14 protein-coding genes are annotated in these 12,344 nt (G+C 49.4%); 13 read left to right on the top strand and 1 reads right to left on the bottom strand.

What is annotated here, in order from left to right; all coding sequences use genetic code 11:
* Positions 1-72 precede the first annotated feature (72 nt).
* A complete protein-coding gene (gene slyD / locus ACK8NJ_RS01890) occupies positions 73-663 on the top strand; it encodes a peptidylprolyl isomerase (protein ID WP_000861334.1) in 591 nt (196 codons plus the stop codon).
* 48 nt (positions 664-711) lie between these two features.
* Here the strand turns inward: slyD and ACK8NJ_RS01895 are convergent, their stop codons facing one another.
* Entirely contained in the window at positions 712-930 is a 219-nt protein-coding gene (locus ACK8NJ_RS01895; RefSeq protein WP_001153615.1) for a protein SlyX, read from the bottom strand.
* 220 nt (positions 931-1,150) lie between these two features.
* Here ACK8NJ_RS01895 and fkpA point away from each other — a divergent pair, with 220 nt between their 5' ends.
* From fkpA to bfr, 12 genes are all read left to right on the top strand, one after another.
* Complete coding sequence (fkpA, locus tag ACK8NJ_RS01900; RefSeq protein ID WP_000838261.1) at positions 1,151-1,963, top strand: FKBP-type peptidyl-prolyl cis-trans isomerase; 813 nt, start codon at positions 1,151-1,153, stop codon at positions 1,961-1,963.
* A 166-nt stretch (positions 1,964-2,129) separates the two neighbouring features.
* Entirely contained in the window at positions 2,130-2,852 is a 723-nt protein-coding gene (locus ACK8NJ_RS01905; RefSeq protein WP_000091466.1) for a helix-turn-helix transcriptional regulator, read from the top strand.
* Positions 2,852-3,238 (top strand): sulfurtransferase complex subunit TusD, encoded by a 387-nt coding sequence (gene tusD, locus ACK8NJ_RS01910; RefSeq protein ID WP_001209716.1) that lies wholly within the window; start codon positions 2,852-2,854, stop codon positions 3,236-3,238. Before ACK8NJ_RS01905 ends, tusD begins: the two co-directional genes overlap by 1 nt.
* Positions 3,238-3,597 carry a sulfurtransferase complex subunit TusC gene (tusC, locus tag ACK8NJ_RS01915; protein WP_000820714.1) on the top strand — a complete coding sequence of 120 codons (360 nt, stop codon included), beginning with the start codon at positions 3,238-3,240 and terminating at the stop codon, positions 3,595-3,597. Before tusD ends, tusC begins: the two co-directional genes overlap by 1 nt.
* Positions 3,598-3,604: 7 nt before the next feature.
* Positions 3,605-3,892 carry a sulfurtransferase complex subunit TusB gene (tusB, locus tag ACK8NJ_RS01920; RefSeq protein WP_000903375.1) on the top strand — a complete coding sequence of 96 codons (288 nt, stop codon included), beginning with the start codon at positions 3,605-3,607 and terminating at the stop codon, positions 3,890-3,892.
* A gap of 125 nt (positions 3,893-4,017) precedes the next feature.
* Positions 4,018-4,392 carry a 30S ribosomal protein S12 gene (rpsL, locus tag ACK8NJ_RS01925; RefSeq protein ID WP_000246815.1) on the top strand — a complete coding sequence of 125 codons (375 nt, stop codon included), beginning with the start codon at positions 4,018-4,020 and terminating at the stop codon, positions 4,390-4,392.
* Positions 4,393-4,488: 96 nt separating this feature from the next.
* A complete protein-coding gene (gene rpsG / locus ACK8NJ_RS01930) occupies positions 4,489-4,959 on the top strand; it encodes a 30S ribosomal protein S7 (RefSeq protein ID WP_001138043.1) in 471 nt (156 codons plus the stop codon).
* Between the two features lie 96 nt (positions 4,960-5,055).
* Positions 5,056-7,170, top strand: coding sequence for an elongation factor G (fusA, locus tag ACK8NJ_RS01935; protein ID WP_000124703.1), 2,115 nt, complete (start codon positions 5,056-5,058; stop codon positions 7,168-7,170).
* A gap of 70 nt (positions 7,171-7,240) precedes the next feature.
* Positions 7,241-8,425 (top strand): elongation factor Tu, encoded by a 1,185-nt coding sequence (gene tuf / locus ACK8NJ_RS01940; RefSeq protein WP_000031783.1) that lies wholly within the window; start codon positions 7,241-7,243, stop codon positions 8,423-8,425.
* Between the two features lie 291 nt (positions 8,426-8,716).
* The gene (gene chiA, locus ACK8NJ_RS01945) at positions 8,717-11,419 is read left to right on the top strand and encodes a carbohydrate-binding protein (RefSeq protein WP_213707238.1); all 2,703 of its coding nucleotides are present in this window, start codon (positions 8,717-8,719) and stop codon (positions 11,417-11,419) included.
* A 168-nt stretch (positions 11,420-11,587) separates the two neighbouring features.
* The gene (gene bfd, locus ACK8NJ_RS01950; protein ID WP_000289085.1) at positions 11,588-11,782 is read left to right on the top strand and encodes a bacterioferritin-associated ferredoxin; all 195 of its coding nucleotides are present in this window, start codon (positions 11,588-11,590) and stop codon (positions 11,780-11,782) included.
* 71 nt (positions 11,783-11,853) lie between these two features.
* Complete coding sequence (gene bfr, locus ACK8NJ_RS01955; protein WP_000675504.1) at positions 11,854-12,330, top strand: bacterioferritin; 477 nt, start codon at positions 11,854-11,856, stop codon at positions 12,328-12,330.
* Positions 12,331-12,344: the final 14 nt, after the last annotated feature.

Consider the following 12,344-nt stretch of genomic DNA (forward strand, 5'->3'; position numbering starts at 1 on the left):
AGCTAGTGAGTACACGGCTGCAGAATTCCGCTACAATCTGCGCCACTATTCTTCCCATGCTCAGGAGATATCATGAAAGTAGCAAAAGACCTGGTGGTCAGCCTGGCCTATCAGGTACGTACAGAAGACGGTGTGTTGGTTGATGAGTCTCCGGTGAGTGCGCCGCTGGACTACCTGCATGGTCACGGTTCCCTGATCTCTGGCCTGGAAACGGCGCTGGAAGGTCACGAAGTTGGCGACAAATTTGATGTCGCTGTTGGCGCGAACGACGCTTACGGTCAGTACGACGAAAACCTGGTGCAACGCGTTCCTAAAGACGTATTTATGGGCGTTGATGAACTGCAGGTAGGTATGCGTTTCCTGGCTGAAACCGACCAGGGTCCGGTACCGGTTGAAATCACTGCGGTTGAAGACGATCACGTCGTGGTTGATGGTAACCACATGCTGGCCGGTCAGAACCTGAAATTCAACGTTGAAGTTGTGGCGATTCGCGAAGCGACTGAAGAAGAACTGGCTCATGGCCACGTTCACGGTGCGCACGATCATCACCACGATCACGACCACGACGGTTGCTGCGGTGGTCATGGCCACGATCACGGTCATGAACACGGTGGCGAAGGCTGCTGCGGCGGTAAAGGTAACGGCGGTTGCGGTTGCCACTAATACCGAAAAAGTGACAAAAAAGCGGGGAATCCCCGCTTTTTTTACGCCTCAATAATGTGGCGGTGGCGTTTCTTCAGCCTGCGACGCGATGTTCGACGGCTGGCTGGCTTTTAGCTTCTCGGTCAGCAGACGCAGATGATCGCGCAGTTTCGCCATCTCCATTTCATGAGCGGTCACCGTGACGTTCAGTTCTTCAATGGTGATTTCCTGAAAAGCCAGTCGGCTCTCCAGCTCTGCCAGGCGTGCTTCCAATGATAAATCCTGCATGATTCACCTCTTTTGTCGAATGGTCGCCGCGGATTCTACTTAACTTTGCTGCCCGAGACAGCACTCATTTCGCGGTCATCGAAACTAATTTAAACAAAAAGAGTCTGAAAATAGATGATAATAGGGCGTGTCTGTATGTAGATTTGTTCGACAACGCTTTATAGTACCCTTCTGATAATAGTTAACCCTGGGGTGAGATGCCCCGATCCTGGAGATATGGATGAAATCACTGTTTAAAGTAACGCTGCTGGCGACCACAATGGCCGTTGCCCTGCATGCACCGATCACTTTTGCTGCTGAAGCTGCAAAACCTGCTACAACTGCTGACAGCAAAGCAGCGTTCAAAAATGACGATCAGAAATCAGCTTATGCACTGGGTGCTTCGCTGGGTCGTTACATGGAAAATTCTCTTAAAGAACAAGAAAAACTGGGCATCAAACTGGATAAAGATCAGCTGATCGCTGGTGTTCAGGATGCATTTGCTGATAAGAGCAAACTCTCCGACCAAGAGATCGAACAGACACTGCAAGCATTCGAAGCTCGCGTGAAGTCTTCTGCTCAGGCGAAGATGGAAAAAGACGCGGCAGATAACGAAGCGAAAGGTAAAGAGTACCGCGAGAAATTTGCCAAAGAGAAAGGTGTGAAAACCTCTTCAACTGGTCTGGTTTATCAGGTAGTCGAAGCCGGTAAAGGCGAAGCACCGAAAGACAGCGATACTGTTGTCGTGAACTACAAAGGTACGCTGATCGACGGTAAAGAGTTCGACAACTCTTACACCCGTGGTGAACCGCTCTCTTTCCGTCTGGACGGTGTTATTCCGGGTTGGACAGAAGGTCTGAAGAACATCAAGAAAGGCGGTAAGATCAAACTGGTTATTCCACCAGAACTGGCTTACGGCAAAGCGGGTGTTCCGGGGATCCCACCGAATTCTACCCTGGTGTTTGACGTAGAGCTGCTGGATGTGAAACCAGCGCCGAAGGCTGATGCAAAGCCGGAAGCTGATGCGAAAGCCGCAGATTCTGCTAAAAAATAAGCATTAAGAACCGCCGCCTGACCAGGCGGCGGTTTTTTTATTACAGGCCGGATATAATTAGTGCTGGAAAGCGGAACCTCCGCTGTATTAATTTAGTTACCCGCATCATTAATGAGCCTGCCCTGAAAAGTTAACGACAGGCTCCTGAAAAGGAGTGTTTTTTTTCATGTCCAGGTCGCTTTTAACCAACGAAACCAGTGAGTTGGATTTACTGGATCAACGTCCTTTCGACCAGACCGATTTTGATATTCTGAAATCCTACGAAGCGGTGGTGGACGGGTTAGCGATGCTTATTGGCTCCCACTGTGAAATCGTTTTGCACTCTTTGCAGGATCTAAAATGTTCAGCCATTCGCATTGCTAACGGTGAACATACAGGCCGGAAGATTGGTTCGCCAATTACCGACCTGGCGCTACGTATGCTGCACGATATGACGGGAGCGGATAGCAGCGTTTCTAAATGCTACTTTACTCGCGCCAAAAGCGGCGTATTAATGAAGTCCCTGACTATCGCGATTCGTAACCGCGAACAGCGTGTAATTGGTCTGCTGTGCATCAATATGAATCTTGATGTTCCCTTCTCGCAGATTATGAGCACTTTTGTGCCGCCAGAAACCCCGGATGTCGGTTCAAGCGTCAACTTTGCCTCTTCTGTTGAAGATCTGGTTACCCAAACGCTGGAGTTCACCATCGAAGAAGTGAATGCCGATCGCAATGTTTCTAATAACGCAAAAAATCGTCAGATCGTGCTAAATCTCTACGAGAAAGGGATCTTCGATATTAAAGATGCGATCAACCAGGTTGCTGACCGCCTGAACATCTCCAAACACACTGTCTATCTCTACATCCGCCAGTTCAAAAGCGGTGATTTCCAGGGGCAAGATAAGTAATGCGTTTTGCCATCGTGGTGACCGGGCCAGCATACGGTACGCAACAGGCGAGTAGTGCTTTTCAGTATGCGCAGGCGCTGATTGCAGAAGGCCATGAGTTAAGCAGCGTCTTTTTTTATCGGGAAGGGGTCTATAACGCTAACCAATTGACCTCACCGGCAAGTGACGAATTTGACCTTGTGCGCGGCTGGCAACAGTTGAATGCGCAACATGGTGTGGCGCTGAATATCTGCGTAGCGGCAGCGTTACGCCGCGGTATCGTCGATGAAACGGAGGCCGGAAGACTGGGGCTGGCTTCGTCAAACCTTCAGCCGGGATTTACCTTAAGCGGACTTGGCGCGCTGGCGGAAGCCTCGCTGACCTGTGACAGGGTGGTACAGTTCTGATGAAACGAATTGCGTTTGTTTTTTCTACTGCGCCTCATGGTACAGCTGCTGGTCGGGAAGGTTTAGATGCTTTACTGGCAACTTCCGCATTAACTGACGATCTGGCTGTCTTCTTTATTGCTGATGGCGTTTTTCAGCTGTTGCCAGGACAAAAGCCCGATGCAGTGCTGGCGCGTGATTACATTGCCACTTTTAAATTGTTGGGTCTGTACGACATTGAACAGTGCTGGGTTTGTGCGGCTTCACTGCGCGAACGCGGGTTAGATCCGCAGACACCCTTTGTTGTCGAAGCCACGCCGCTCGAAGCAGATGCCTTACGCCGCGAACTCGCCAACTACGATGTTATTTTGAGGTTTTGAGGCGTTTATGCTGCACACATTACATCGTTCACCCTGGCTGACGGATTTTGCTGCGCTGCTGCGTCTGCTCAGTGAAGGCGACGAACTGCTGTTATTGCAAGATGGTGTAACTGCCGCAGTTGACGGTAACCGCTACCTTGAAAGTCTGCGTAATGCCCCCATTAAGGTCTATGCCCTGAACGAAGACCTTATTGCCCGCGGTTTGACTGGTCAAATTTCGAACGATATCATTCTCATTGACTATACTGATTTCGTCAGACTTACGGTTAAGCACTCCAGCCAGATGGCCTGGTGATGGCGGGATCGTTGTATATTTCTTGACACCTTTTCGGCATCGCCCTAAAATTCGGCGTCCTCATATTGTGTGAGGACGTTTTATTACGTGTTTACGAAGCAAAAGCTAAAACCAGGAGCTATTTAATGGCAACAGTTAACCAGCTGGTACGCAAACCACGTGCTCGCAAAGTTGCGAAAAGCAACGTGCCTGCGCTGGAAGCATGCCCGCAAAAACGTGGCGTATGTACTCGTGTATATACTACCACTCCTAAAAAACCGAACTCCGCGCTGCGTAAAGTATGCCGTGTTCGTCTGACTAACGGTTTCGAAGTGACTTCCTACATCGGTGGTGAAGGTCACAACCTGCAGGAGCACTCCGTGATCCTGATCCGTGGCGGTCGTGTTAAAGACCTCCCGGGTGTTCGTTACCACACCGTACGTGGTGCGCTTGACTGCTCCGGCGTTAAAGACCGTAAGCAGGCTCGTTCCAAGTATGGCGTGAAGCGTCCTAAGGCTTAATGGTTCTCCGTTAAGTAAGGCCAAACGTTTTAACTTAAATGTCAAACTAAACTCGTAGAGTTTTGGACAATCCTGAATTAACAACGGAGTATTTCCATGCCACGTCGTCGCGTCATTGGTCAGCGTAAAATTCTGCCGGATCCGAAGTTCGGATCAGAACTGCTGGCTAAATTTGTAAATATCCTGATGGTAGATGGTAAAAAATCTACTGCTGAATCTATCGTATACAGCGCGCTGGAGACCCTGGCTCAGCGCTCTGGTAAATCTGAACTGGAAGCATTCGAAGTAGCTCTCGAAAACGTGCGCCCGACTGTAGAAGTTAAGTCTCGCCGCGTTGGTGGTTCTACTTATCAGGTACCAGTTGAAGTCCGTCCGGTTCGTCGTAATGCTCTGGCAATGCGTTGGATCGTTGAAGCTGCTCGTAAACGCGGTGATAAATCCATGGCTCTGCGCCTGGCGAACGAACTTTCTGATGCTGCAGAAAACAAAGGTACTGCAGTTAAGAAACGTGAAGACGTTCACCGTATGGCCGAAGCCAACAAGGCGTTCGCACACTACCGTTGGTAATCCCTTCGGAGTTTTAGTCACCAGGCGGGCGCTTCCAGTAAGCAGCCCGCTTTGGGCTACTTAAATTGAACGCCTAAAAGATAAACGAGGAAACAAATGGCTCGTACAACACCCATCGCACGCTACCGTAACATCGGTATCAGTGCGCACATCGACGCCGGTAAAACCACTACTACCGAACGTATTCTGTTCTACACCGGTGTAAACCATAAAATCGGTGAAGTTCATGACGGCGCTGCAACCATGGACTGGATGGAGCAGGAGCAGGAACGTGGTATTACCATCACTTCCGCTGCGACTACTGCATTCTGGTCTGGTATGGCTAAGCAGTATGAGCCGCATCGCATCAACATCATCGACACCCCGGGGCACGTTGACTTCACAATCGAAGTAGAACGTTCCATGCGTGTTCTCGATGGTGCGGTAATGGTTTACTGCGCAGTTGGTGGTGTTCAGCCGCAGTCTGAAACCGTATGGCGTCAGGCAAACAAATATAAAGTTCCGCGCATTGCGTTCGTTAACAAAATGGACCGCATGGGTGCGAACTTCCTGAAAGTTGTTAACCAGATCAAAACCCGTCTGGGCGCGAACCCGGTTCCGCTGCAGCTGGCGATTGGTGCTGAAGAACATTTCACCGGTGTTGTTGACCTGGTGAAAATGAAAGCTATCAACTGGAACGACGCTGACCAGGGCGTAACCTTCGAATACGAAGATATCCCGGCAGACATGGTTGAACTGGCTAACGAATGGCACCAGAACCTGATCGAATCCGCAGCTGAAGCTTCTGAAGAGCTGATGGAAAAATACCTGGGTGGTGAAGAACTGACTGAAGAAGAGATTAAAGGTGCTCTGCGTCAGCGCGTTCTGAACAACGAAATCATCCTGGTAACCTGTGGTTCTGCGTTCAAGAACAAAGGTGTTCAGGCGATGCTGGATGCGGTAATCGATTACCTGCCATCCCCGGTTGACGTACCTGCGATCAACGGTATCCTGGACGACGGTAAAGACACTCCGGCTGAACGTCACGCAAGTGATGACGAGCCGTTCTCTGCACTGGCGTTCAAAATCGCTACCGACCCGTTTGTTGGTAACCTGACCTTCTTCCGTGTTTACTCCGGTGTGGTTAACTCTGGTGATACCGTACTGAACTCCGTGAAAGCTGCACGTGAGCGTTTCGGTCGTATCGTTCAGATGCACGCTAACAAACGTGAAGAGATCAAAGAAGTTCGCGCGGGCGACATCGCTGCTGCTATCGGTCTGAAAGACGTAACCACTGGTGACACCCTGTGTGACCCGGATGCGCCGATCATTCTGGAACGTATGGAATTCCCTGAGCCGGTAATCTCCATCGCAGTTGAACCGAAAACCAAAGCTGACCAGGAAAAAATGGGTCTGGCTCTGGGCCGTCTGGCTAAAGAAGACCCGTCTTTCCGTGTATGGACTGACGAAGAATCTAACCAGACCATCATCGCGGGTATGGGCGAACTGCACCTCGACATCATCGTTGACCGTATGAAGCGTGAATTCAACGTTGAAGCGAACGTAGGTAAACCGCAGGTTGCTTACCGTGAAACTATCCGCCAGAAAGTTACCGATGTTGAAGGTAAACACGCGAAACAGTCTGGTGGTCGTGGTCAGTATGGTCATGTTGTTATCGACATGTACCCGCTGGAGCCGGGTTCAAACCCGAAAGGCTACGAGTTCATCAACGACATTAAAGGTGGTGTAATCCCTGGCGAATACATCCCGGCCGTTGATAAAGGTATCCAGGAACAGCTGAAAGCAGGTCCGCTGGCAGGCTACCCGGTAGTAGACATGGGTATTCGTCTGCACTTCGGTTCTTACCATGACGTTGACTCCTCTGAACTGGCGTTTAAACTGGCTGCTTCTATCGCCTTTAAAGAAGGCTTTAAGAAAGCGAAACCAGTTCTGCTTGAGCCGATCATGAAGGTTGAAGTAGAAACTCCGGAAGAGAACACCGGTGACGTTATCGGTGACTTGAGCCGTCGTCGTGGTATGCTCAAAGGTCAGGAATCTGAAGTTACTGGCGTTAAGATCCACGCTGAAGTACCGCTGTCTGAAATGTTCGGATATGCAACTCAGCTGCGTTCTCTGACCAAAGGTCGTGCATCATACACCATGGAATTCCTGAAGTATGATGAAGCGCCGAGTAACGTTGCTCAGGCCGTAATTGAAGCCCGTGGTAAATAAGCCTAAGGGTTAATACCAAAGTCCCGTGCTCTCTCCTGAAGGGGAGAGCACTATAGTAAGGAATATAGCCGTGTCTAAAGAAAAATTTGAACGTACAAAACCGCACGTTAACGTTGGTACTATCGGCCACGTTGACCACGGTAAAACTACTCTGACCGCTGCAATCACCACCGTACTGGCTAAAACCTACGGCGGTGCTGCTCGTGCATTCGACCAGATCGATAACGCGCCGGAAGAAAAAGCTCGTGGTATCACCATCAACACTTCTCACGTTGAATATGACACCCCGACCCGTCACTACGCACACGTAGACTGCCCGGGGCACGCCGACTATGTTAAAAACATGATCACCGGTGCTGCTCAGATGGACGGCGCGATCCTGGTAGTTGCTGCGACTGACGGCCCGATGCCGCAGACTCGTGAGCACATCCTGCTGGGTCGTCAGGTAGGCGTTCCGTACATCATCGTGTTCCTGAACAAATGCGACATGGTTGATGACGAAGAGCTGCTGGAACTGGTTGAAATGGAAGTTCGTGAACTTCTGTCTCAGTACGATTTCCCGGGCGACGACACTCCGATCGTTCGTGGTTCTGCTCTGAAAGCGCTGGAAGGCGACGCAGAGTGGGAAGCGAAAATCCTGGAACTGGCTGGCTTCCTGGATTCTTACATTCCGGAACCAGAGCGTGCGATTGACAAGCCGTTCCTGCTGCCGATCGAAGACGTATTCTCCATCTCCGGTCGTGGTACCGTTGTTACCGGTCGTGTAGAACGCGGTATCATCAAAGTTGGTGAAGAAGTTGAAATCGTTGGTATCAAAGAGACTCAGAAGTCTACCTGTACTGGCGTTGAAATGTTCCGCAAACTGCTGGACGAAGGCCGTGCTGGTGAGAACGTAGGTGTTCTGCTGCGTGGTATCAAACGTGAAGAAATCGAACGTGGTCAGGTACTGGCTAAGCCGGGCACCATCAAGCCGCACACCAAGTTCGAATCTGAAGTGTACATTCTGTCCAAAGATGAAGGCGGCCGTCATACTCCGTTCTTCAAAGGCTACCGTCCGCAGTTCTACTTCCGTACTACTGACGTGACTGGTACCATCGAACTGCCGGAAGGCGTAGAGATGGTAATGCCGGGCGACAACATCAAAATGGTTGTTACCCTGATCCACCCGATCGCGATGGACGACGGTCTGCGTTTCGCAATCCGTGAAGGCGGCCGTACCGTTGGCGCGGGCGTTGTTGCTAAAGTTCTGGGCTAATTACACGTTAATTAGTTTCGAATTAAAAAGGGCGCTTCGGCGCCCTTTTTGCATTTGTTGACTGCATATCTTATTCGTACTGTCAGAACGAATAAATTATTCATATTTAAAATATAAATTAAATTTAATATCTTAAATATGAATGTTTCTGTTTTTAAAATGCTTCTTTTGTCAGGCTTTTTTCTTATTTTTAATGCCGTAATTTAATTCATATTGAAGGGTTCTCGTAAAACGTAAATAATTCCTGCGTAGGACTTTTGTTTTGCAGTTTTTACGTCACAAGGGATTATAATGAAATTAAATATATTTACTAAATCTATGATTGGTATGGGGCTGGTGTGTTCCGCTCTGCCAGCATTGGCAATGGAAGCATGGAATAACCAACAAGGTGGTAATAAATATCAGGTTATTTTCGATGGCAAAATTTATGAAAATGCCTGGTGGGTTTCTTCTACAAATTGCCCGGGAAAAGCAAAAGCAAATGATGCAACTAACCCATGGCGTTTAAAGCGTACCGCGACAGCTGCTGAAATTAGTCAGTTTGGCAATACACTTTCCTGCGAAAAGAGCGGCAGCTCATCTTCTTCAAATTCAAATACGCCTGCATCCAATACGCCGGCTAATGGCGGTTCGGCTACACCAGCACAGGGCACTGTTCCGTCTAATTCTTCTGTAGTTGCCTGGAATAAACAGCAGGGCGGTCAGACCTGGTATGTCGTCTTTAATGGTGCGGTATATAAAAATGCCTGGTGGGTAGCCTCTTCTAACTGCCCGGGTGATGCGAAAGGCAATGATGCCAGCAACCCATGGCGTTATGTTCGTGCCGCTACGGCAACGGAAATCTCAGAAACCAGTAATCCACAGTCCTGTACTTCAGCACCACAGCCTGCACCGGATGTGAAACCGGCACCGGACGTTAAACCGGCTCCTGATGTTCAGCCAGCCCCAGCTGATAAGTCAAACGACAACTATGCTGTCGTAGCCTGGAAAGGTCAGGAAGGTTCTTCTACATGGTACGTTATCTACAACGGCGGCATTTATAAGAACGCCTGGTGGGTAGGCGCGGCAAATTGCCCAGGCGATGCGAAAGAAAACGATGCCAGCAACCCATGGCGTTATGTTCGCGCGGCAACGGCAACAGAAATCAGCCTGTATGGTAATCCGGGTTCCTGTTCCGTTAAGCCGGATAATAATAGCGGTGCTGTGACTCCGGTTGATCCAACTCCGGAAACACCGGTAACTCCAGTTACTCCAACTCCGGATAATAACGAGCCATCAACACCAGCGGATAGCAGTAACGATTACTCACTGCAGGCGTGGAGTGGCCAGGAAGGTAGCGAAATTTACCATGTTATCTTCAATGGTAATGTTTATCAGAATGCCTGGTGGGTTGGTTCTGAAGATTGCCCACGTGGCACTAGTGCAGAAAACTCCAATAACCCATGGCGTCTCGTGCGTACAGCTACCGCTGCGGAAATGAGTCAGTACGGTAACCCGACTACCTGTGAAATTGATAACGGCGGCGTCATTGTTGCGGATGGTTTCCAGGCCAGCAAAGCGTACAGCGCGGACAGCATCGTAGATTATAACGATGCACATTATAAAACCTCTGTCGATCAAGACGCATGGGGCTTTGTCCCGGGCGGCGATAACCCGTGGAAGAAATACGAACCGGCGAAAGCATGGTCCGCTTCCACCGTGTACGTGAAAGGTGATCGCGTTGTTGTTGATGGGCAGGCTTATGAAGCGCTGTTCTGGACGCAAAGCGACAACCCTGCTCTGGTTGCGAACCAAAACGCCACCGGTAGCAATAGCCGCCCGTGGAAGCCGTTAGGTAAGGCTCAGAGCTATAGCAACGAAGAGCTGAATAATGCGCCGCAGTTTAATCCAGAAACGCTTTATGCCAGCGATACGCTGATTCGCTTTAACGGTGCGAACTACATTTCTCAGAGTAAAGTGCAGAAAGTTTCTCCTTCTGACAGCAACCCGTGGCGTGTTTTTGTTGACTGGACCGGAACCAAAGAACGTGTAGGTACGCCGAAGAAAGCGTGGCCGAAACACGTTTATGCACCGTATGTTGACTTTACGCTGAATACGATCCCGGATCTGGCTGCGCTGGCTAAGAATCATAACGTCAACCACTTCACGCTGGCGTTTGTGGTGAGTAAAGATGCGAACACCTGTCTGCCGACATGGGGTACCGCTTACGGTATGCAGAATTACGCTCAGTACAGCAAAATCAAAGCTCTGCGTGAGGCTGGCGGCGATGTGATGCTGTCTATCGGTGGTGCTAACAACGCTCCGCTGGCTGCTTCCTGTAAGAACGTAGACGATCTGATGCAGCATTATTATGACATCGTTGATAACCTGAACCTCAGAGTCCTGGACTTCGATATCGAAGGCACCTGGGTTGCGGATCAGGCATCTATTGAACGCCGTAACCTTGCTGTGAAGAAAGTGCAGGATAAATGGAAGTCAGAAGGCAAAGATATTGCTATCTGGTACACCTTGCCAATTCTACCGACTGGCCTGACGCCGGAAGGGATGAATGTCCTGAGCGATGCCAAAGCGAAAGGTGTTGAGCTGGCGGGTGTGAACGTGATGACAATGGACTACGGTAACGCGATTTGTCAGTCTGCAAATACCGAAGGCCAGAACATTCACGGTAAGTGTGCAACGTCTGCGATTGCCAACCTGCATTCACAATTGAAAGGCCTCCATCCCAACAAGAGCGATGCAGAAATTGACGCTATGATGGGTACCACGCCGATGGTTGGCGTGAACGACGTTCAGGGCGAGGTGTTCTATCTCTCTGATGCTCGTCTGGTCATGCAGGATGCGCAGAAGCGTAATCTCGGTATGGTTGGTATCTGGTCAATCGCGCGCGACCTGCCGGGCGGCACTAACCTGTCTCCGGAATTCCACGGCCTGACTAAAGAACAGGCACCGAAGTACGCATTTAGCGAAATCTTCGCGCCGTTTACTAAGCAATAAATGTGTTGGCGATACCTTCCGGTATCGCCGCATTTTTTGTCAATGGGCTACTTTTGGTAGCCCATTATTTTTATTCATATTTCTATTTTTTGCTTAAAAAAGAGTCTTTCCGTAATTGAAATAAGAACTATTTTCATTTATTTTTGAAGAAAGTATACGGGAGTCTCTATGTACGTTTGTCTTTGTAATGGTATCAGCGATAAAAAAATTCGTCAGGCTGTGCGCCAGTTTTCCCCTCACTCGTTCCAGCAATTAAAAAAATTTATTCCGGTCGGCAATCAGTGCGGTAAATGTGTCCGGGCCGCGCGTGAAGTGATGGAGGACGAATTAATGCAGCTGCCGGAGTTTAAGGAGTCCGCATAAACGGAGTGTGTTTTTTGACTTACTCGTAAGCCGTTCTACGCTTCAAAGAGTGGAAGCGAAGGAGTCAAAAAATGAAAGGTGATACTAAAGTTATAAATTATCTCAACAAACTGTTGGGAAATGAGCTTGTCGCAATCAATCAGTACTTTCTTCATGCCCGGATGTTTAAAAACTGGGGTCTTAAACGTCTCAATGATGTGGAGTATCATGAATCCATTGATGAGATGAAACACGCCGATCGTTATATTGAGCGCATTCTTTTTCTGGAAGGTCTTCCAAACTTACAGGACCTGGGCAAACTGAACATTGGTGAAGATGTTGAGGAAATGCTGCGTTCTGATCTGGCACTTGAGCTGGATGGCGCGAAGAATTTGCGTGAGGCAATTGGTTATGCCGATAGCGTTCATGATTACGTCAGCCGCGATATGATGATAGAAATTTTGCGTGATGAAGAAGGCCATATCGACTGGCTGGAAACGGAACTTGATCTGATTCAGAAGATGGGCCTGCAAAATTATCTGCAAGCACAGATCCGCGAAGAAGGTTGAGCCGTGTCGGGAGG

The sequence above is a fragment of the Escherichia sp. F1 genome, assembly GCF_046764225.1.
Classification (GTDB): domain Bacteria; phylum Pseudomonadota; class Gammaproteobacteria; order Enterobacterales; family Enterobacteriaceae; genus Escherichia; species Escherichia coli.